The organism is Arthrobacter sp. Y3221157 (genome assembly GCF_059089865.1).
Genome location: NZ_JBNHFD010000001.1, coordinates 158,342 through 177,678 on the forward strand (window position 1 = coordinate 158,342; position 19,337 = coordinate 177,678).

Annotated in this window: 20 protein-coding genes; 14 read left to right on the forward strand and 6 right to left on the reverse strand. The window is 66.3% G+C overall.

All coding sequences use genetic code 11. The features are described from left to right. Positions 1–204 precede the first annotated feature (204 nt). The 8 genes from AC5RTT_RS00735 to AC5RTT_RS00770 all read left to right on the forward strand — a co-directional run bounded on the left by AC5RTT_RS00735 (position 205) and on the right by AC5RTT_RS00770 (position 8,525). Positions 205–747 (forward strand): TetR/AcrR family transcriptional regulator, encoded by a 543-nt coding sequence (locus tag AC5RTT_RS00735; protein ID WP_494143576.1) that lies wholly within the window; start codon positions 205–207, stop codon positions 745–747. Then, the gene (locus tag AC5RTT_RS00740) at positions 744–1,097 is read left to right on the forward strand and encodes a DMT family transporter (RefSeq protein ID WP_494143577.1); all 354 of its coding nucleotides are present in this window, start codon (positions 744–746) and stop codon (positions 1,095–1,097) included. Before AC5RTT_RS00735 ends, AC5RTT_RS00740 begins: the two co-directional genes overlap by 4 nt. Continuing rightward, positions 1,094–1,423: a DMT family transporter gene (locus tag AC5RTT_RS00745; protein ID WP_494143578.1), complete on the forward strand. Its 330-nt coding sequence runs from the start codon at positions 1,094–1,096 to the stop codon at positions 1,421–1,423. Before AC5RTT_RS00740 ends, AC5RTT_RS00745 begins: the two co-directional genes overlap by 4 nt. Positions 1,424–1,493: 70 nt before the next feature. Continuing rightward, on the forward strand, positions 1,494–2,087 hold the full coding sequence (locus AC5RTT_RS00750; protein ID WP_494052781.1) for a TetR/AcrR family transcriptional regulator: 594 nt from the start codon (positions 1,494–1,496) through the stop codon (positions 2,085–2,087). Between the two features lie 363 nt (positions 2,088–2,450). Then, complete coding sequence (gene betA, locus AC5RTT_RS00755; RefSeq protein WP_494143579.1) at positions 2,451–4,154, forward strand: choline dehydrogenase; 1,704 nt, start codon at positions 2,451–2,453, stop codon at positions 4,152–4,154. Between the two features lie 31 nt (positions 4,155–4,185). Further along, the gene (locus AC5RTT_RS00760) at positions 4,186–5,736 is read left to right on the forward strand and encodes an aldehyde dehydrogenase family protein (RefSeq protein ID WP_494143580.1); all 1,551 of its coding nucleotides are present in this window, start codon (positions 4,186–4,188) and stop codon (positions 5,734–5,736) included. Between the two features lie 120 nt (positions 5,737–5,856). After that, the gene (locus tag AC5RTT_RS00765; RefSeq protein ID WP_494143581.1) at positions 5,857–7,461 is read left to right on the forward strand and encodes an APC family permease; all 1,605 of its coding nucleotides are present in this window, start codon (positions 5,857–5,859) and stop codon (positions 7,459–7,461) included. Between the two features lie 104 nt (positions 7,462–7,565). Beyond that, positions 7,566–8,525, forward strand: a complete 960-nt coding sequence (locus tag AC5RTT_RS00770) for a lipid kinase (RefSeq protein WP_494143582.1) — start codon at positions 7,566–7,568, stop codon at positions 8,523–8,525. Between the two features lie 6 nt (positions 8,526–8,531). On the opposite strand, the gene AC5RTT_RS00775 is transcribed toward AC5RTT_RS00770, so the two are convergent. Beyond that, positions 8,532–9,830 (reverse strand): Y-family DNA polymerase, encoded by a 1,299-nt coding sequence (locus AC5RTT_RS00775; protein WP_494143583.1) that lies wholly within the window; start codon positions 9,828–9,830, stop codon positions 8,532–8,534. A 24-nt stretch (positions 9,831–9,854) separates the two neighbouring features. Further along, positions 9,855–10,286, reverse strand: coding sequence for a LexA family protein (locus AC5RTT_RS00780; RefSeq protein ID WP_494143584.1), 432 nt, complete (start codon positions 10,284–10,286; stop codon positions 9,855–9,857). Positions 10,287–10,402: 116 nt separating this feature from the next. Between AC5RTT_RS00780 and AC5RTT_RS00785 the strand changes: the two genes are divergently transcribed. The 3 genes from AC5RTT_RS00785 (at position 10,403) to AC5RTT_RS00795 (ending at position 12,440) form a co-directional block, all read left to right on the forward strand. Continuing rightward, the gene (locus tag AC5RTT_RS00785) at positions 10,403–11,221 is read left to right on the forward strand and encodes an HAD family hydrolase (RefSeq protein WP_494143585.1); all 819 of its coding nucleotides are present in this window, start codon (positions 10,403–10,405) and stop codon (positions 11,219–11,221) included. A gap of 111 nt (positions 11,222–11,332) precedes the next feature. After that, entirely contained in the window at positions 11,333–11,581 is a 249-nt protein-coding gene (locus AC5RTT_RS00790) for a hypothetical protein (RefSeq protein ID WP_494143586.1), read from the forward strand. 46 nt (positions 11,582–11,627) lie between these two features. Beyond that, entirely contained in the window at positions 11,628–12,440 is an 813-nt protein-coding gene (locus AC5RTT_RS00795) for a glycerophosphodiester phosphodiesterase family protein (RefSeq protein WP_494143587.1), read from the forward strand. A gap of 18 nt (positions 12,441–12,458) precedes the next feature. Here AC5RTT_RS00795 and AC5RTT_RS00800 read toward each other — a convergent pair whose 3' ends face one another. Then, entirely contained in the window at positions 12,459–12,914 is a 456-nt protein-coding gene (locus AC5RTT_RS00800; protein WP_494143588.1) for a hypothetical protein, read from the reverse strand. Between the two features lie 136 nt (positions 12,915–13,050). Here AC5RTT_RS00800 and AC5RTT_RS00805 point away from each other — a divergent pair, with 136 nt between their 5' ends. Continuing rightward, a complete protein-coding gene (locus tag AC5RTT_RS00805) occupies positions 13,051–13,272 on the forward strand; it encodes a DUF6480 family protein (protein WP_494011235.1) in 222 nt (73 codons plus the stop codon). 66 nt (positions 13,273–13,338) lie between these two features. Here the strand turns inward: AC5RTT_RS00805 and AC5RTT_RS00810 are convergent, their stop codons facing one another. From AC5RTT_RS00810 to AC5RTT_RS00820, 3 genes are all read right to left on the reverse strand, one after another. Then, a complete protein-coding gene (locus AC5RTT_RS00810) occupies positions 13,339–14,403 on the reverse strand; it encodes an EAL domain-containing protein (RefSeq protein ID WP_494143589.1) in 1,065 nt (354 codons plus the stop codon). Between the two features lie 214 nt (positions 14,404–14,617). After that, entirely contained in the window at positions 14,618–16,153 is a 1,536-nt protein-coding gene (locus AC5RTT_RS00815; protein ID WP_494143617.1) for a putative bifunctional diguanylate cyclase/phosphodiesterase, read from the reverse strand. Between the two features lie 22 nt (positions 16,154–16,175). Continuing rightward, positions 16,176–17,876, reverse strand: a complete 1,701-nt coding sequence (locus AC5RTT_RS00820) for an ATP-binding protein (RefSeq protein WP_494143590.1) — start codon at positions 17,874–17,876, stop codon at positions 16,176–16,178. Positions 17,877–17,928: 52 nt separating this feature from the next. On the opposite strand from AC5RTT_RS00820, the gene AC5RTT_RS00825 reads away from it, so the two are divergent. Both AC5RTT_RS00825 and AC5RTT_RS00830 read left to right on the forward strand, forming a co-directional pair. Then, positions 17,929–18,309 (forward strand): DUF7793 family protein, encoded by a 381-nt coding sequence (locus tag AC5RTT_RS00825; protein WP_494143591.1) that lies wholly within the window; start codon positions 17,929–17,931, stop codon positions 18,307–18,309. Positions 18,310–18,468: 159 nt separating this feature from the next. After that, on the forward strand, positions 18,469–19,227 hold the full coding sequence (locus AC5RTT_RS00830) for a class I SAM-dependent methyltransferase (protein ID WP_494143618.1): 759 nt from the start codon (positions 18,469–18,471) through the stop codon (positions 19,225–19,227). The last annotated feature ends 110 nt before the right edge of the window (positions 19,228–19,337 follow it).

Here is a 19,337-nt window from a genome sequence, read left to right on the forward strand (position 1 = left end):
TTTGCTGGGTCTGATGCTGAGTCGAGAGTACGGAGCCCCCAGCGGGGCCACAATCGTTCCTGTAGCAGGCGTTCACGGGACGACGCGGACGCTCAACACGGCGTAGTGGAGCGTCAAGAAACGTCGCGCTGCGTCTTTTTGGGACGGCTTGCAGAGGGCGTGACCGGCGCTCAAACTTTACCGTCTGGATGGTAAAGTTTCAGTGTGAGAGAGAGCCAGCGTCCCCAAATCCTTGAAGCGGGCCTGCGTGTGGCCTCGCGCAGCCAGGGTGCCGCCATCACCCTCGATGCGGTGGCTTCCGAGGCAGGCGTCACCAAGCCCGGTCTGATGTACCACTTTCCAAACCGGGATGCGTTGATGGTCGCCCTGGTCGAGTACGCTGCCTGCCAGCTGGAGCGCAGAATGGCCGCGCTCGCCGGCGGCAGCGAAGGAACAGTGGAGGAACGGTACCGCTCCTATGTCCAGGCGGCGGCTGACGGGCAGAACATGCGCGCGGAGTGGGCCTTGTGGTTCCACTCATCATGCCGGGCTGACCTGCAGGAGGCCTGGGCCCGGCATCTGGATCACTGGCTCCTGATCCCTGAGGGGACGCCACCTGCACAGCGGACGAGGCTTCTGACTGTCCGGCTGGCGGCGGATGGACTGTGGGCTGCCCAGGCCAGCGGCGTGGGTGCGCCCGGGAAAGCGGACAGGGCGGCAATCGTGGCCCACCTCCTCGGCCTGATCGGTGAAGGGGGAACGGAGTGAAGCGCTGGCTTTACCTCGGCGGGGCCATCGTCACGGAAGTCAGTGCCACCCTTGCCCTGAAGGCGGCCCTTGAAGCGCCGGGCTGGTATGTCCTGGTTGTGGCCGGGTATGCCGCCGCGTTCTTCCTGCTGACCGTCTGCCTGCGTCTGGGAATGAGCATCAGCGTCGCCTACGGCGCCTGGGGCGCCGGCGGCGTCACCGCGACTGCGGTGCTGTCGGCGGCGATCTTCGACGAGCCGCTGACCTGGCTGATGGGCTTCGGCATCGCGCTGATCCTGGCGGGCGTCATCACGGTCGAAGCCGGGTCGCAAAAAGGGCACCGTACCGCCCGCGGGGAGGAGCAGGCATGACTTGGTTTTTCCTCGGCCTGGCCATCCTCACCGAAGTTGCGGCAACCATGTGCCTGCGCGCCTCGGAGGGCCTGAAAAAGAAGCTGTGGCTGGTTCCCATCGTCCTGGGTTATGTTGCCGCCTTCGGTTTCCTGAGCCTGGCGCTTGACCATGGGATGCCCCTTGGCGTGGGGTATGGCATCTGGGTGGCCTGCGGCGTGGCGTTGACAGCGGCGGCCAGCCGTGTGCTGTTCAAGGAGCCACTGACGCCCACCGTGGCTTTCGGGATCCTGCTCATTTCCGCCGGCGTTCTTATCGTCGAAATAGGCGCCGGCCAGGCGCATTAGTGGCAGGGGGCGGGTTCATCACCAGGCACGGCGAGGTGCAGCAGCCGCGGTTTCCCCATATTCTGGCCGGATGGACACAAGCACCGTGAACTCCCGTGAACAGGGCGAGCAGGTTGACCGGCAGCAGCGCATTCTTGAAGCGGCGCTGGACCTGCTGTCCCGCCATGGGATTTCGGGTGTGAACATGCGTGCCGTTGCCCGGGAGGCAGGGGTCGCCCTCGGGCTGGTGAACTACTACTACGAAGACAAGTCGAGCCTGATCCGTGCCGTGCTGCACAGCGTCGACGAACACGACCTCGCGCTCGTTGCGCCGGACCCTGCATTGCCTCCGGACGAGCAGCTCCAGAACGCCCTTCGACGCGTTGCCGGCCCGGAACTCCTGACCACGCGGTACCTGTCCCTGCGCCTTCACCTGTGGGCGCTCGCGAGGGCCCACGAAGACTTTGCCCTGATCAACGCGGCGGCCTTTGACCGCTACCTGGACGGGCTCGCAGCCCTCATAGCCAATGCCAGGCCGGAGCTGTCCGGCAAGCAATGCAGGGAGCGTGCGGCCGACATCGTCGTTGTGCAGAACGGAATGTGGCTGACTGCGCTCCTCGGCGTGGACAAGGAATCCATCCGGCGGAGCATTACCCGCACCGAAGAGATCGCCTTCGCCGCTTAGCAGCCTCTACGCGGCACCGTCACCTGGAGAGGCCGGGCCTCCATGCCGTAAGCCGGCGCGCCCTTTTGCCCCGCCATAGCGCTCGTCACATTCGGGCGGAAGTCCGACATGTGCCACATCCCGCCACCCTCTTTCCGCACCCAAACGCAGCCGGATGTTTCGGTGCCGGAAATTCCTGAACAGATGTCCAGCTTTCCTATTGAACACTTGTTCAAAGTGCATTACTCTCCTTGGTTATGACCTACGCCACACCAGGGAATACCGCGGATTCTCCGGCTAACACGGTCAACCTTTCGTATTCGGAAGAAACGACGACCCGCCCTGGGCCACTGACCGGCGCCAGGTAGAAGGAGAGTTTGCAGCATGACAAAAACCCACTACGACTACGTCATCGTCGGCGGCGGAAGCGCGGGCTCCGTGCTCGCCAACCGGCTGAGCGACGGCGGCCAGGCCAGTGTCCTGGTCCTTGAGGCCGGGCGGAGCGACTACCCCTGGGACCTCTTCATCCAGATGCCCGCCGCGCTCACCTTCCCCAGCGGCAACCCGCTCTATGACTGGCGCTACGAGTCGGACCCCGAGCCCTACATGGGCGGCCGCCGCGTGGCACATGCCCGCGGCAAGGTCCTGGGCGGCTCAAGCTCCATCAACGGCATGATCTTTCAGCGCGGCAACCCCCTCGACTACGAGCGCTGGGGCGCCGACCCCGGCATGGAAACCTGGGACTTTGCGCACTGCCTGCCGTACTTCAACCGGATGGAAAACGCGCTCGCCGCCGACCCGGACGACGAACTCCGCGGTCATAACGGCCCGCTGGTCCTGGAACGCGGTCCGGCCACGAACCCACTCTTCCAGGCGTTCTTCGCCGCCGCGCAGGAAGCCGGATATCCCCTGACGGACGACGTCAACGGCTACCGCCAGGAAGGCTTCGCAGCCTTTGACCGCAACGTGCACAAGGGCCAGCGGCTCTCGGCGTCGCGAGCCTACCTGCGGCCCAATTTCGGCCGGAACGACCTGACCGTCCTGACCCGGGCTCTGGCCACCAAGATCAACTTCACGGGCAACGTGGCCACCGGCGTCACCTACCGCCGCAACGGCAAGACCCACCAGGTGAACGCGGGCGAGGTTATCCTGGCCGGCGGTGCCATCAACACGCCGCAGCTGCTCCAGCTCTCCGGTGTGGGCGACGCCGCCCACCTGAACTCCCTGGGCATCAACTCCGTGGTGAACCTGCCCGGCGTCGGACAAAACCTCCAGGACCACCTCGAGGTCTACATCCAGCACGCCTGCACCCAGCCGGTGTCCATGCAGCCGGCCCTGGACGTCTGGCGCATGCCGTGGATCGGCATGCAGTGGCTGTTTGGCCGGAAGGGTCCGGCCGCCACCAACCACTTCGAGGGCGGCGGCTTCGTCCGTTCCAACGAGGACGTGGCTTACCCCAACCTGATGTTCCACTTCCTCCCGGTGGCCGTGCGCTACGACGGCCAGAAAGCGGATGCCAAGCACGGCTACCAGGTGCACATCGGGCCCATGTACTCCGACGCCCGCGGCACCCTCAAGATCAAGTCCACGGACCCCACGGTGCACCCCTCCATGGTGTTCAACTACCTGTCCACGGACCAGGACCGCCGTGAGTGGGTCGAGGCGATCCACGTGGCCCGCGACATCCTGGGCCAGTCCGCCATGGACCCCTTCAACGGCGGGGAGCTCTCGCCCGGGCGTGCGGTCCAGACCGATGCCGAGATCCTGGACTGGGTGGCCCGCGACGCCGAGACGGCGCTGCACCCGTCCTGCACCGCCAAGATGGGCCCGGATTCCGATCCGATGGCCGTGGTAAACCCCCTGGACATGACCGTGCACGGCACCCGGGGCCTCCGCGTGGTGGATGCCTCCGCGATGCCCTACGTCACCAACGGCAACATCTACGCGCCCGTGATGATGCTCGCGGAAAAGGCTGCTGACCTGATCGCCGGCAAGACACCCTTGGCGCCGCAACACGCGGAGTTCTACCGCCACGGCATCAGCCCGCTGGATCGCAACGCCGCCGGTGTCCCGGCAGGCAGGGCCTAGGCATGATTAACGCACAGGAAAAGGAGCAACAATGACAGCCACCGTTGAGCAGGTCCACCAGGCCGGGCAGGGGCACGATACTGTCAAAGGCCTGTACATCGACGGCACCTGGCAGGAGGCGTCCGACGGCGGCACAACTGTCGTGCGCTGCCCCGCGGACGGCAGAGAGGTGGCAGTTGTCGCCAAGTCGACGGCGGAGGACGCGGAGCGGGCCATCGCCAGTGCACGTGCAGCCTTCGATGGCGGCCCCTGGCGGCGGCTCACCGACCTTGAGCGCGGGGCGGTCATGCTCCGCGTGGCCGGACTGCTGGAGCGGGACAAGGCTGCCTATGCCCGGGCCGAGGCGCTCGATACCGGCAAGCGCCTCGTCGAAGCCGAATACGACATCGACGACATTGCCGCGTGCTTCCGGTACTACGGAAAAGTCGCCGGCCTCGACGCCGGCCGGGTGATCGACACCGGCCGCCCGAACGCCATCAGCCGTGTGGTGTACGAGCCGCTGGGCGTCTGTTCCCTCATCGCCCCGTGGAACTACCCGCTTCTCCAGGCTGCCTGGAAGGTGGCCCCGGCGCTCGTCGCGGGCAACTCGTTCGTGCTCAAGCCCAGCGAGCTCACGCCCTCCACTGCCATCCTGCTCATGGAGACCCTTGCCGAAGCCGGGGTTCCCGCCGGCGTCGCAAACCTGGTGACCGGAAGCGGGTCGAAGGTGGGCGGCCCGCTCAGCTCGGACCCGCGCGTCGACCTCGTCTCCCTCACCGGAAGCCTGGCCACCGGCCAGACAATCATGGCCGCCGCCGCGGAAACCGTGAAGCGCGTCGCCTTCGAACTCGGCGGAAAAAACCCCAACGTCGTCTTCGCGGACGCGGACTGGGACGCCGCCGTTGACAACGCCCTGACCGCCGTGTTCCTGCACTCCGGCCAGGTCTGCTCGGCAGGGGCCCGGCTCGTCGTGGAAGAGTGCATCGCGGAACGGTTCGTGGCTGAGGTGGTGGAACGGGCGAAAAAGATCCGGATGGGCGGGCCGTTCGATCCCGACGCCGAGACGGGGCCGCTCATCTCCGCCAAGCACCGCGACCAGGTCCACGCCTACGTCCAGGCCGGCATCGCGGAGGGCGCCGAACTGTTGTGCGGCGGCTACATCCCGGACGAGGGACCACTTGCCGACGGCTTTTTCTACCCGCCCACGGTGCTGGGCAACTGCCGCTCCGGCATGAGCGTGCTGCGGGAGGAGTCATTCGGCCCGGTGCTGACCGTCGAGACATTCCGGACCGAGGACGAAGCCGTGGCCATCGCCAACGACACGGAGTACGGTCTGGCAGGCGCGGTGTGGACCTCGGACGGGTCAAAGGCGCAACGTGTTGCGGGGGGCCTCCGGCACGGAACAGTATGGATCAACGACTATCACCCGTACGTCCCGCAGGCGGAGTGGGGCGGCTTCGGGAAGTCCGGCATCGGCCGGGAGCTCGGCAGCGCGGGACTCAACGAGTACCGCGAGGCAAAACATATCTGGCAGAACATCCAGCCCGCACCCAGCGGCTGGTTTGGCCCATCTGCCGGCGCCGGGGTGGGGACCGCCGGCTAGCAACAGCATTTGGGGGGAACGGCCGGGCGCTGCAGGCGTGGCGCCCGGCCACCGATGTCACCCGCGTCCAATGGCGGCCGCGGGGCATCACCATCGTGCTTTTCTCATCTAGGAGTTCGGATGTTGGAACCCAGCAAGGGTACTGATTCAAGTGGCATGGACGAGTTCGGCTATGCCCAGACCCTGGACCGCAGCATCGGCAAGTTTGCCAGCTTCGCGGCCGGCGTCAGCTATATCTCCATCCTCACCGGCGTCTTTCAATTGTTCTACTTTGGTTTCTCCATGGCCGGGCCGGCCTACGCATGGTCCTGGCCCATCGTCTTCGCCGGCCAGCTCATGGTGGCCCTCTGTTTCGCCGAGCTGGCCGGCCGCTATCCGGTGGCTGGATCGGTCTACAACTGGGCCAAACAGCTTTCGTCGGGGACGTTCGCCTGGCTGGCGGGCTGGCTGCTGCTCATTTCCTCGATCGTGGCGCTCGGGGCCGTGGCCTTGGCACTCCAGCTCACCCTGCCCCAAATCTGGTCCGGTTTCCAGATCATCGGAGACGGCACCGGGACCTACGATTTCGCCCTCAACGGCGTGCTGCTCGCCAGCATCATGATCTCCATCTCCACGCTCATCAACGCGTTCGGTGTGAAGCTGATGACCAAGATCAACAGCATCGGCGTCTTCGTGGAGCTCGCCGCCGCCGTGCTCCTCATCCTTGCCCTTGCCTGGCACGTGGTGCGGGGCCCGGAAGTCCTTTTCAGCACCGAGGGCTACGGCATGGACCACGACCTTGGCTTCTTCGGTGTGTTCCTGATCGGCGCCATGGCTTCCGGGTACGTGATGTACGGCTTTGACACCGCCAGCTCCCTCGGCGAGGAGACGAAGGATCCGAAGAAGACTGCCCCCAAGGCCATCCTGCGGGCAATCACGGCGTCCTTCATCCTCGGCGGCCTGATTCTCCTCGGCGGACTCCTGGCGGCCCCGGACCTGAACGACCCCAAGCTGGGCTCTGCCGACGGCGGCCTGCAGTACATCGTGCTCTCCGTGCTGGGAGGCCCGTTCGGCAAGGCCTTCCTGGTGTGCATCGTGGTCGCCGTGTTCGTCTGCACCCTCGCCGTCCACGCCGCAGCCATCCGCATGATGTTCGCCATGGCCCGGGACAACAACCTCCCCTTCAGCCGCCAGCTCAGCAAAGTGCACCCGGAGCGGAAGACGCCCACGGTGGCGGCCATCGTCATCGGACTCATCGCCATCATGCCCCTGATCGTCAACGTTTCCCAGCCCGCGATCTTCACCATCCTGTCCAGCATCAGCATTGTCCTGATCTACCTCTCCTACCTGCTGGTCACCGTCCCGCTGCTGCGGCGGCGCTTCCTGAAGAAGTGGCCGCTGTCCGACGAAAGCCACGGAAAAGCCGGCTTCAGCCTCGGCAAGTGGGGTCTCCCCGTGAATATCCTCGCGGTCCTCTGGGGCGGCGCCATGACGCTGAACCTGATCTGGCCCCGGCCGGAGATCTACAACTCGGTACCGCCCTTTGAGTGGTACCTGCAGTGGGGCGGGGTGCTCTTCGTGGGCGCCGTCGCTGTAGGCGGGACCCTGCTGTACCGCCTGAAGATCCGGCACCAGACAGGTGTCCTGGCAGAGCATGCCGCCGCAGCCCGGCCCGCCGCAGACGTCCGCGATCCGGATGCTCCGTCGGAGCCCCAACTGGCAACAGCGGCCCTCTCCAACCCGTAGCACCAGCCAACCCATAGCAAAGGTATGACGGGCGTCCCCTCCACCACTCGGCGGAGGGGGCGCCCGCAGGCATTTCCCGGCCAGATGGACCTAACATGTCCCACATGAAGGTTGCCCGAGAGGCCCGCTCCGCTGCCGTGATCATCAACTCCCGATCACGCCGGGGGGCCGCCGCGCGCGAACTGGCGGTGGATGCCCTGCACAAGGCAGGCGTGCCGGTCTCCGCCGTGCATCAGGTGCATTCGGGGGCGGAGCTGGCCGGGACGCTGGACCGGGTGGTTGCGGACGGGCATGACCTGGTGGTCGTGGGTGGCGGCGACGGGACGGTTTCCTACGCCGCCGGCCGGATTGCCGGCACAGAAGTGATCCTCGGAGTCCTTCCGCTGGGCACCGCCAACGACCTCGCCCGCACCCTGGAGATCCCGGACAACCTGGCGCAGGCGTGTGCCGCCATCGCGGATGGGAAGGTGGTGGACATCGACCTCGGGCGGGCAAACGGCCAGCCCTTCCTCAACGTCGCCTCCGCCGGCCTGTCCGTCCGGGTCACTGAGGCACTCAGCCCCGGCCTGAAGCGGCGCCTCGGGCCGCTGGCGTACGGCATTGCCACCCTTCGGGCATATGCCCGGCACGAGCCGTTCCGCGCCTGGCTTGAGTTCCCGGACGGGGACCACGAGCCATTGCAGCTCGAGGGCCTGCTCCAGGTGGCCGTCGGCAACGGCAGGCACTACGGCGGCGGCAACACGGTTTCTCCCACGGCCGGGATCGATGACCACATCCTCGACATCTACGTCATCCTGGCAGCACCGCTTCGGGAACACGTGAAGATCGCACGGCTGCTCCGGGATGGAAGCTTCGTTGAGCATGACCGGGTGTACCACTTGACCAGCCGGTCCGTCCGGCTGGTCACCGAACCGCCGATGCCGGTTAACCTCGACGGCGAGATTGCAGCCGTCACCCCCGCCGACTTCACCATCCAGCGGAACGCGGTCCATGTCGTGGTGCCGCAGGCCAGCACCGGCGCAATGTTCGACGGACCGCCCGCCCCGCCGGTGCTCCCGGCCTAGAAAGCCTCAGGCAGCCTTCACCAGCGGGAGCTCGTCCCAGTGCGTTGTGTACCGAGGGGACTGCATGCCGCGCTTCATGGACCAGTCCACGCCGCCCTTGATGCCGCCGTGGCCGAGCCCGATGGAGCCGCGCCCGAAGCGGCGGCTGACGTCCTCCAGGAGCGGGCCGATGCCGCGTTCTTCATGCCGGTTCTCGAAGGGCTCCAGGGGAGACTGGTTTCCGGTGGGGCGCAGGTCCGTGAGCATGAGTCCGGCCTTGGCGTACTTCAACCCGTCGCGGATGAGGGGCAGCAGGGCATGGGTGGCCTTGGTCAGCAGGAGCGGATCCGCCGTGGGCATGGGAAGGGACAGGCACACCGAAGGGTAGGCCTGTTCGTGCTGCCTGAACGGGGAAGTGGCCGCGAACGCCGTCAGGACTTTCGCCTGCAGGCCGTGCTTTGCGAGCCGGGCGCTCGCCTGCTGGCCGTAGATGCTGAGCACCTGCCGCATGCCGTCAACGGTGGTGACCGGCGTGGAGAAGGAGCGGGAAAAGATGAGCTGGTCCCGGCCAAGGCGCTCCTCCTCCATGGGAATGCAGGGGATGCCACGCAGCTCCAGCACCGTTCGCATCAGCACCACCGAGAACTTGTCGCGGATGACTACAGGGTCCGCGCGGACCAGGTCCAGCACCGTGAAGATGCCCAGGACATTCAGGCGCCTGGTCAGCCGGGCCGCGATGCCCCACACCTCGTCCACGGGGAGCCGGCCCAGCAGGGCCTCCCGATCCGGTGCCGGTACGGCCTCCCAGTGGCACACCCCGCCGAAGGAGGCGTTGTTCTTCGCCCACTTGTTGCACAGCTTGGCCAGTGTCTTGGTGGGCGCTATCCCCACGCAGACCGGGACACCCACGTTCCGCCGGACCGCGGCCTTCATGGTCCGGCCGAGCGCCAGCAGCTCTTCGGGCCGGCCCTTCACGCCCAGGAAGGCTTCGTCGATGCTGTAGACCTCCAGCCACGCCGAATGCCTGCCGAGAAGCTCCATCACCCGGGCGCTGATATCGCCGTACAGCTCGTAGTTGCTGGACTTCGCTACCAGGCCCCACTCCTTTGCCCGGGGTGCGAGTTTGAACCAGGGATCGCCGGTCTTGATGCCCAGCGCCTTCGCCTCCGGGGAGCGGGTTACCGCGCAGCCGTCGTTGTTTGACAGCACGATCAGCGGACGCCCTTCAAGCGAGGGATCGAAGGCGCGCTCGGCCGAGGCGTAAAAGCAGTTCACATCCACGTGGGCGATCTGCGGCATCTGCCGCATCAGGACCGGTTTGGGCATGGCCCTCCTTCCACAATCGGCAGGTCAAACATGGTGCAGGCACCTGGTGGCCACGCCCCACACCGTCAGCTCGGATAACGCGGGGACCCGGATGTCCGGGTACTTCGGGTTCTCCGCCTGCAGCACCACCCCCGTGGACGTGATGCGTAGCCGCTTGACCGTCAGCTCTCCATCCAGCACGGCGACCACCACGGAACCGTCCTTTGGCTCAAGGGCCCGGTTGACGATCAGTTCATCGCCGTCGCTGATGCCGGCGCCCTCCATCGAGTCTCCGGTCACGCGCACCACGAACGTGCTGGTGATGTCCTCGATCAGGTGCGCGTTCAGGTCGATCCGGCCATCGAAGTAGTCCTGCGCCGGCGACGGGAAGCCTGCCGCAACGGCGACAGGAGAGATCAGGACCGACAGGTACGAGGCGCCCGCATCTATCACGCGGGGACCAACTATAACGCCCACAACACACCCTTAGTCGAAAATATGTTCGATTAGTTCAGTGTAGCGCCGCGGGCTGACAAGCGGACCTCCTGGCTGCCGGAATCATCCCGCCGGCCGCCGCCACGTAGACTTGCAGGATGCGGTTGGTGGCAAGCGATATTGACGGAACGATCCTCGGGCACGACGGAAAAATCAGCGACCGCACCGTCCGCGCCTTCCACGCCTGCCGGGACGCCGGCGTCGAACTCGTCTTCGTGACCGGACGGCCGCCCCGCTGGCTGCATCCACTCCAGGACCAGCTGGGCCATACCGGGACGGTCATCTGCTCCAACGGGGCCGTGGTCTGGGACCTCGAAACGGACAAGCTGGTTTCGGCCCGCACGCTCAGCATCGCTGCGGTGCTGGAAATCCGCCGCATCATCAAGGACCTCCGCCCGGCTGCACTGTTCGCCGCGGAAACGCTCACCGGCTTCCACCTCGAGCCCGGGTTCATCGAAAACGAGTCAAGCGAACTCCTGTCGCAGTTCACCCCGGCGCCGCTGCGGGAAACCCTGGTTGATGATGACAGCGTGGTGAAGTTCCTCGCCATCGTCCGGGACGGGACTCCGGACCAGTTCCTCGCCGAGGTGCGCCCCGCCGTCGAACACCTCGCCGCCGCCACGCACTCCTCGCCCGGCGTGCCCATGCTGGAACTGTCCCTGCCCGGCGTGAACAAGGCCGTCACCCTGGCAGAGTACGCACGGGCGCTGGGCATTGACGCCTCCGACGTGGTGGCCTTCGGTGACATGCCCAACGACATCGAGATGCTCCGCTGGGCGGGCCACGGCTATGCCATGGCCAGCGGCCACCCCGAGGCGATCGCCGCGGCAGCGCAGCGGGCACCGCATTTCGACGACGACGGCGTGGCCCAGGTTTTGGAGGTGCGGCTTGCTTCGCTGGGTGCGCCGCGTTCGTGATTTCCGCGCCGGCCGCTGTTTTCTCAGCTGGCGCTCACCTGGCGTTCACCTTTCCTCGGTAGCGTGAACCCCGGAGAGCAGGCTCCTCTCCTGCAGGCTGAAGGGGTAGGGATGGCACGGAATACCAAGCGGGATATCGCCGATGCACCACTGCGCAGGGCAACGCCTGCGCCGCACTGGAGGAAGCTGCGGCAGGGCGACCGCGTCCGCGTGCTGCTGACCCCCGGGTTCGAAGCCGGAGGCGTGGTTGACGCAGTCACGCCGGACAACACCGTGGTGTGGATCAATCTCGACGGCGGCCGCGGCCGCACGCTGCTGCACTGCGGTGACGGCGTCGAAATCCTGCCGCACGAAGACTGACCCGGGCGTCCGCCAGCGGCCCGGCCTGCTCCGGTACGCTCACTTTGTGACCCTGCCGTTCTTTGCCAACACGGATGCCGCCGGCAACCAGCTGCCCATCGCCATGGCCCACCGGGGCTTCTCCCTTGAAGGGCTGGAGAACACAAGGGCCGCCTTCCGGGCAGCCGTCGACCTCGGCTACCGCTACCTGGAAACGGATGTCCACACCACGTCCGACGGCGTGCTGCTCCTCTTCCACGATGACACGCTGGACCGGGTGACGGACGGCCGGGGCAGGGTTTCGGAGTTGACGGCCGGCGAAGTTGCCAGGGTGCGCATCGGTGGCCGCGAGCCCGTCCCGACGTTTGACGAACTGGTCCCGGAACTGCCCGGCATCCGGTTCAACCTGGACGTCAAGGACTGGGGCTCTGTCACCAGCACTGCGTCCGCCATTGAGCGCCACCGGGTGCATGACCGGGTGCTGGTCACCAGCTTTTCGGACCGGCGGCGGCGGGCGGTTCTGAAGCTGCTCAGCCGCCCGGTTGCGGCCTCGGCCGGGGTTGCGTCGATCGCCCTTTTCACTTTCCTGGGCCCGGTGCTGCCGGGACCTGCGTTCCGGTGGTTGATGCGCCGGATCCTGTCCGGCGTCCACGCACTGCAGGTTCCGGCGCGCCGCGGCGGCATTGAAGTTGTCACCCGCGGATTTGTCCGCCGGGCGCACGGTCTTGGCCTGGCGGTACACGTCTGGACCATCAACGAACCCGCCGAGATGCGCCGTCTGCTGGAACTGGGTGTGGACGGCCTGGTCACCGACCGCGCCGACCTGCTCAAGGAAGTCCTCACGGAAAGAGGCGGGTGGCCGCCGGGGCCACCCGCCTGATCCCATGTTCGCCCGGTGCTAGCCCCGGCCCGTGCTGGTGGAGGGGTCCTGGTCGCCTTCCGTCGGGTCGGCGCGCAGCTCGTCCGGGTTGCTGTCCGGCAGTCCGCCCGCAACGCCGCTGGGGCCGCCGCTTCCTGCCGCCCCCGCTCCACCCGGGGCGGCTGCACTGCCTGTCAGCCCGTCGTCGCCCGTTCCACGGCCGGCTTCCGTCCGGTCATTGTTCGTTTCGTCAATATCCCCGCCAAAGGGGTTCTCGGAGACCGGCCCGGGCGCCGGCCCGGTCTTCAGGCCAGGTGCCTTCTCCTTTTCAGCCTCCATGGCGTTGGACCCCTCGCTGATGGAGGAGTGGACCTCCACGTCGTCATTGGGGTCCGTGGGGTCGGGAACGTTCATCTTCTCCGTGGGCTTTGATGTACCCGCCAGGTCCTCCATGGCGTTCTCCGCTGCCTTGCCGATGCTGTCGCCGATTCCCATCTCTGTTCCTCCTGACATCGTGTGTGCCGGACGCCCCCGCGGCCGCCCAGCCCTACCCCTCCAGAATTATCAGCATGCTTACAATTAGTCCAGAGCTGGGGCGAAGAACCACGGCCGGGAAGGAAGGACACGCACCATGAGCAGCTACCATCCGGAAAATGATCCGGCCAATCCTGACCAGCCGGGCAAGGGCAACCATGGCACCGAGGCAGCCCGAGGCAGGGATTCGGCGGGCTCAGCCAACCCGGATCCCGCCGAAGGCAACGTCACGGGCCTGGAGCCGGGCGGGGGAGTACCGCCCGGTGAGACGCCCCCGGCCGAGGACCAGATGAGCGGCGACCAGGGCCACGACGAATAGGGCGCACAACAAAAACAGTGGACCGGCGGCACTCCTGCCGGCCGGTCCACTGCCCGAAGATTCACCTCAGGAGGCGTCTTTTCCCTGTGGATTGGGCGTGGCCTGTTCGGGCCCCACAAGCTGCCGGTTCAGGCCGTCCGCGTCCAGCCGGGTGTTCCAGGAAACCCAGTCTTTCGGCCGGACCGACGGGCGTCCCAGCAGGTAGCCCTGGCCGGCGTCGATCCCCAGTTCTGTCAGGACCTTCAATTCCCCCACCGTTTCGATGCCCTCTGCTACGAGGGTGGTGCCGATCTGCTGGCCGAAATCCACCAGGCAGGCGGTCAGGGCGCGCTGCAGGCCGTCATTGTCCACGTCCCCGATCACATCGCGCCCCACCTTGAGGAAATCAGGACGAAGGTGCACCATGCGGCTCAGGGCGCCGGCGCCGGAGTGGGTGTCGTCGACAGCGATCCGCAGGCCTTGGTCACGCAGCGGGTTGATGGCGGCGATGAACTGCGCATACTCCTCATCCGGAATGGTCTCTGTGAGCTCGAGGACAATCCGGTTGACGGGAAGGTCAATGTGCTCGAACAGTTCCGGCAGCCGCGGGTCCAGACAGGACGTGGGGGAGATGTTCAGGGACACGAACAGGTGCGGCGGAAGGTCCCTGGCGGCCGCTGCGGCCGAGCCGAGCGCCGAGAACTCCAGGTTGGCGCCCAGGCCCACAGCGGCGGCCTCCGCGAACCACAGTTTGGCCGCGGCGCCGTCGTCACTGACGAAGCGTGACAACGCCTCCACGCCCAACACGTTTTTATCGCTGAGCCCATAGATCGGCTGGAAGGCCGTCATCAGCATCTGGTTCTCAAGCAGCGCGCTGATCCGAGACATGCTGCGGATGGCATCGATCTGCTCGGCGAGTTTGGGCGGGATGGCGGCGGGAGTGAGGCGCATCTCCCGTGCCGTTTCCAGCGTTTCCACGGTATTGGCATCGCTGCGCCGCGTTTCAAGAAGGTATTCCAGCAGGGCCCGCTCGGGCACCCCCGGATTCTCGTCGAGGCTGTTGCTAAGGCGCTGCCGGACGGCCGCGCCGGACGGATCTGTCTCCGCCAGTACCGCGGCAATAATTCCCCATGCCTGTACACGAACCGACATTAGCTACGCCCCCAGTTGACGAAGTAATGACCCATTGGCCCAATTTATTTTCAATTTCTAAACGCCTTTAATTCCGGTGCTTCTGTGAATCCCCAGCTCAAGCGGCAAGGAAAACCAGACACCGCAGGATGATCGTATATCGGCAGCACCAAAAAGCGCAGTGGTTTGCGGGAGTTTTAGGACTAATTCGGGTACCCTGCGGTAACTTCCGGTGCTAGGGATTGGCGCCTTCGGGCTGGTCGGCCAGGAGCAGCGGGATCTGGTCGGGCGGCACCGGCCTGCTGAAGTAGTAGCCCTGCGCGCTCAGGCAGCCCAGCCCCCGAAGGATCTCGGCCTGCTCCGCGGTTTCCACGCCCTCCCATACAGCCTCCAGCCCGCACGCACGGACCAGCTGCAGGACGGCTGCCACCAGCGCGGGCTGGCTCGGATCCGTGCCCAGGCCTGTGATCAACGAGCGGTCAACCTTCACGCGGTCCACCGGGAGCCGGCGCAGGTAGCTGATGGAGGAGTAACCGGTGCCAAAGTCATCGATTTCGATTCCCACCCCCAGGCCGCGCAGCCCGCCCAGCGAATAACGGTCCAGTTCGTTGCCCTTGACGATTGCCACCTCCGTCAGTTCCAGAACAACCTGCTGGGGCCGCACCCCGGTTTCCTTCAGCACATTCCGGACGTCCTCGATGAACTGCAGGCTCTGCAGGTCTGTAGCGGAAATGTTGATGCGGATGGAGAACCTGCTATCCACCAGGGAAGCTGCAACCCACGACCGGAGCTGGTGCACGGCCGTCCGGAGCACCCAAAGGCCAAGCTCGGAGATCAGCCCGGCTTCCTCGGCCAGCGGTACGAACTCATCCGGCATGATGAACCCGCGGGTGGGATGGTTCCAGCGGACCAGCGCCTCCACTCCCTCCACGCGCCCCGTGGCGAGCTCCACCACAGGCTGGTAGTGCAGCGTCAGGCCGTCGCTCTTGATTGCGGCGCGCAGGTCTTCCACCAGCTGGCTGCGGAGCCTGCGCATCAGCAGCAGGGCAGGCTCAAAGTGGTGCAGCCGGTTCTGCCCCTCCGCCTTGGAGGCATACATGGCGACGTCGGCCTCCATCAGCATGTCCTCGGGGGTGTGTCCCTCGCCGCCCGCGCTCAGGCCGATGCTGGCCCCGCAGCGCACGCTCCTGCCGGGCAGTTGGATGGGCTCCTTGAGGGCCGCGAGGATCCGGTGGCCCACCACAGTGGCCTGGTCCGGGGTGGCGGAGGGCATCACGATGGCGAACTCGTCCCCGCCCAGCCGCGCCACGACGTCCTCGGCGCGCACCGCGGCCCGGAGCCGTTCCCCCACGGCGATGAGGACCTGGTCGCCAGCCGTGTGGCCCATGCTGTCATTGATGGATTTGAAAGCGTCGAGGTCCATGAGGAGGAGCACCGGGCCCTCCCCGGGAGGCATCCCGGACTCCAGAGCCGCCTCCAGCGCGTGGATCAGGGCAGAACGGTTGGCCAGGCCGGTGAGCGGGTCCTGCATGGCCATCTTCTGCATCTCAAGGTGTGCCTCGTGCAGGAGCTGTGTCCTCACCTGGACCCGCTGCTCAAGCTCTTCGTAGATGATCTGCAGGTCTTCAGCCAGCAGGTTGGTGCCAGTAATGATGGCGTCCAGCTCGTCCCGGGCGGGGGACACCTCGATCCGGGAGCTGAGGTCTCCCGATGCAAGCCGGACAATGCCTTCCAGCAGCTGGGAGAGCCGGGGATCGTTTTCGGCGAACATCAAGGTTCCCTCCTTCCCCCGCTCAGTTGGCCCGGGACCGGTCGGCATCCAAAGGGAGGCTGACGGTGACGGTTGTGCCGGCGCCCAAAGTGGACGCCACGTCTATTTTCCCCCCATGCCGCGCCACGATGTCCTTGGTGATGGCCAGTCCCAGGCCTGTCCCCGGGATCGCCCCGGACATGGCGTTGGAGGCGCGGTAGAACCGGGTGAACACGTGGTCGATTTCGTCGCTGGAAATGCCGATGCCGGTATCCGCCACGCTGACCGTTGCCCAGCGGGTTCCGTCCTCGGCGGCGTGCGACTCGCTGCCCACCTCGATCCGTCCGCCGCTGGGGGTGAACTTGATGGCGTTGGATACCAGATTGGTGAAGACCTGCTGCAACTGCACCTCATCGGCCAGGATCTCCGGGTCCTCCGGCACCGGGTCCACCTCGATGGTCACGTTCTGCAGCTTGGCCAGCGGCCGCAGTGCCGCCGCCACCAGGTCAAGGGTCTGCCCCAGGCGCACGGGCGTGAAATGCATCAGGCTGTCATCCAGGCCATTGCGGGAAACGCTCAGCATGTCCTCGATCAGTGACCGGAGCCGCTCCGTATTCCGCACCACGATGTCAAGCATCTGGTGGACCTCGGGGGAAACGGGTTGCTCCGTGCTTTCCTGGATCATGTCCAGGTACGCAATGATCGATGTCAGCGGCGTGCGCAGCTCATGGTTCACGGTAGCCAGGAAGTCCGTCTTGGCCTTGTCCAGCTGCTGGAGCTGCTTGACCACTTGCTGCTGGCTGCTGATCAGGTGGCTCTGGATCAGCCCGTAGGCAGCGTTGCCTGCCACATGCTGGATCAAGCCAAGTTCCGCCCGGGACCACTGGCGCGGCCGGTCGCGCATGGCAATCCAGATAATCCCGAGCGAGGAATTTCCTTCGCCGATGGGCACCGCGAGGGTGGAGAGCGTGCTGGAAATGCCCGACGCCGTTCCCCCACCTTCGCCTGTCCGCCCGCCGTCGCCAGTGGGTTCGTCCGTTTCGGGTCCGTACGAGGACATGGTTTCCGCGCCGGCCCACAGGAGGTCCGCCGTCCGGTGCGCCTCTTCGCCGTCCGGCAGGGCACCGTCAGGCAGCGGCTGCAGTCCGGGAGCGTCCCAGGCGGCGGTGATGCGTGGCACCCGCTCGTCCTCGAAAGTGGCCAGCAGGACGTGGTCGGCTTTGAAGGTCCGGCCGAAGCCTGCCACCACGTGGTTCGCGATCTCCTGGGGATCGTTGGTGGCGCGGACGGCCGCGGATACCAGCCGGAGCTGTTCGCGCAGTGCCTCGGCCCGCTGCCTGGACGCGCTCCGCCTGGCCACCAGGTCGATCAGGGCCGAAGTCCGGTGGACCAGCTCCCGCGGGGCGGGCGGCTTGGTAATACAGTCATGGATACCGGAAGGGCGGGCGGAGGTTTCGGCGGGATTGTCCAGGTCCACCATCAGCAGGACGGGAGCTTCGGCGTCAATGGCAGGAAGCAGCGACGCGTCGGCGACGATGACCGTCGGGTTGCTGTCCTCCAAAAGTGCTGCCAGCCCCGGTGCGTCCGCCGCTGAAGCCACGCAAAAGCCCGCCTCCTGCAGTGCGGAGGCGTTCCGCGCGAGCCGCCCAGCGTCGGGGTCTGCCACCACGGCGGTGTGTGGCACGCGCAAGTCACCCGGCGTATCAGCCGCCACAATGACCCCTTCCCTCCCAGTTGAGTACATTGTAGGGGGATGCGGGACTCGTGGCTCCAGAAAAACCATATGGAGGGACAAAGTGACGGACCAGCCGGAAGGATCCACCAAGGGACACCTGCGCCTGGATGAGGACGGGATCCTTCAATTGCGGTGGCCACGGGGCGCCTCCATCAGCGAGGCCGACGCCGAGAACGCCATGATCAGGGTCAACGACCTGTGCGGCGAGAGCAGGCGGCCCATGCTGGTGGACATGGCGACGACGGAACGGGTAAGCCGGGGAGCTCGTGCAGTGTTCGGCCGGCCGTGCCAGGCCTCACGTATTGCACTGCTGGGTTCCTCACCCGTGGACAAGGTGATGGCCAACTTCGTCCTGGGAGTCAGCAAGCTGCCATGCCCCACCCGGTTCTTCACGTCCAGGCAGGACGCCATGGCATGGCTGAGGCTCGACGGCGGCCAGTAAGCCGGACGCCCGCTCATGGTTGGCGGGCGGCGTCGTAAAATCGGTCCTGCCCGCCCGGCGAAAACGTGCGATTTGTGCTGTGGGACATATATTTGACCGGTGTCCTCGCCAGCGAAGTCCTCACCCGCCAAGTCGGTACTGTCTGCCCTGCGGAAGTACATGCTGATTCCCAAGCTCGTCCGGCTTTCCCGCTCGGCGCCCAAGGACCGGCCGCTTGCGTGGGACCGGTACTGGGCGGGGATCAGGGCAACAGGCGCAGGCGGTGAGGTGCTGTGGGATGCCGGCACGGACGACGAATTCCTCGGTTACAAGGATGTCCTCCTCCGCCACCTGGACCCGGCGCTCCCTGTGGTGGACGTTGGGTGCGGGCACGGCAGCTTCACCCGTGCGCTGGCGGGAATCTTTCCTGAGGCCGTCGGCGTGGACGTCTCCGAGCACGCTGTCCGGCGGGCAGCGGCCGATTCCCAGGAGATCGGGAACGTCCGGTTCGAGACGCGGGACATGACTGCGCCGGGAGCCGAAAAGGGCTTCGACGGCGGCGCCAACGTCTTTGTCCGTGGCGTCCTCCACGTCCTTGACCCCGGGGACCAGGCGGCCCTGGTCGAAAATCTCCGCCTCATCACCGGAAACCGGGGCACCCTGTTCCTGGCTGAGACCAACTTCCAAGGCAATCCCGTGGATTACGTGTCCCACCTGGGCGCCACCATGCAGGGCATTCCCGCTCCGCTTGAACGTGCCATTAGGGGCCTGCCAATGCCCGGACACTTCGGCCCTGAGGAGAGGCAGCAGGTACTGCCCGCCGCATCCTGGGAGCTGCTGGAGGACGGCGAGGTGGCCATCGAGACCAATCCTGCAACCGGTGTGGACGGGCGAAGCCGGGTACCCGGGTACTACGCGGTGCTGCGGCCGCGGGATTAGCCCCGGAAAAACCGGTCCTTCCACCGTTGTGGAAAGCCGCTGAAACCGCTCCATCCCCTTGACACGGGGCCTGATCGGGAGGCTACATAATAAGTAGACTTACTAGTTCC

Bases quoted from the DNA above. Each gene is read 5' to 3' on its own strand.
- AC5RTT_RS00765 (WP_494143581.1), top strand. From the start codon at position 5,857: ATGTTGGAACCCAGCAAGGGTACTGATTCAAGTGGCATGGACGAGTTC.
- AC5RTT_RS00745 (WP_494143578.1), top strand. From the start codon at position 1,094: ATGACTTGGTTTTTCCTCGGCCTGGCCATCCTCACCGAAGTTGCGGCA.
- AC5RTT_RS00820 (WP_494143590.1), bottom strand. From the start codon at position 17,876: ATGTACTCAACTGGGAGGGAAGGGGTCATTGTGGCGGCTGATACGCCG.
- AC5RTT_RS00800 (WP_494143588.1), bottom strand. From the start codon at position 12,914: ATGGGAATCGGCGACAGCATCGGCAAGGCAGCGGAGAACGCCATGGAG.
- AC5RTT_RS00785 (WP_494143585.1), top strand. From the start codon at position 10,403: ATGCGGTTGGTGGCAAGCGATATTGACGGAACGATCCTCGGGCACGAC.
- betA (WP_494143579.1), top strand. From the start codon at position 2,451: ATGACAAAAACCCACTACGACTACGTCATCGTCGGCGGCGGAAGCGCG.
- AC5RTT_RS00750 (WP_494052781.1), top strand. From the start codon at position 1,494: ATGGACACAAGCACCGTGAACTCCCGTGAACAGGGCGAGCAGGTTGAC.
- AC5RTT_RS00790 (WP_494143586.1), top strand. From the start codon at position 11,333: ATGGCACGGAATACCAAGCGGGATATCGCCGATGCACCACTGCGCAGG.
- AC5RTT_RS00760 (WP_494143580.1), top strand. From the start codon at position 4,186: ATGACAGCCACCGTTGAGCAGGTCCACCAGGCCGGGCAGGGGCACGAT.
- AC5RTT_RS00775 (WP_494143583.1), bottom strand. From the start codon at position 9,830: ATGCCCAAACCGGTCCTGATGCGGCAGATGCCGCAGATCGCCCACGTG.
- AC5RTT_RS00805 (WP_494011235.1), top strand. From the start codon at position 13,051: ATGAGCAGCTACCATCCGGAAAATGATCCGGCCAATCCTGACCAGCCG.
- AC5RTT_RS00770 (WP_494143582.1), top strand. From the start codon at position 7,566: ATGAAGGTTGCCCGAGAGGCCCGCTCCGCTGCCGTGATCATCAACTCC.
- AC5RTT_RS00810 (WP_494143589.1), bottom strand. From the start codon at position 14,403: ATGTCGGTTCGTGTACAGGCATGGGGAATTATTGCCGCGGTACTGGCG.
- AC5RTT_RS00815 (WP_494143617.1), bottom strand. From the start codon at position 16,153: ATGTTCGCCGAAAACGATCCCCGGCTCTCCCAGCTGCTGGAAGGCATT.
- AC5RTT_RS00830 (WP_494143618.1), top strand. From the start codon at position 18,469: ATGCTGATTCCCAAGCTCGTCCGGCTTTCCCGCTCGGCGCCCAAGGAC.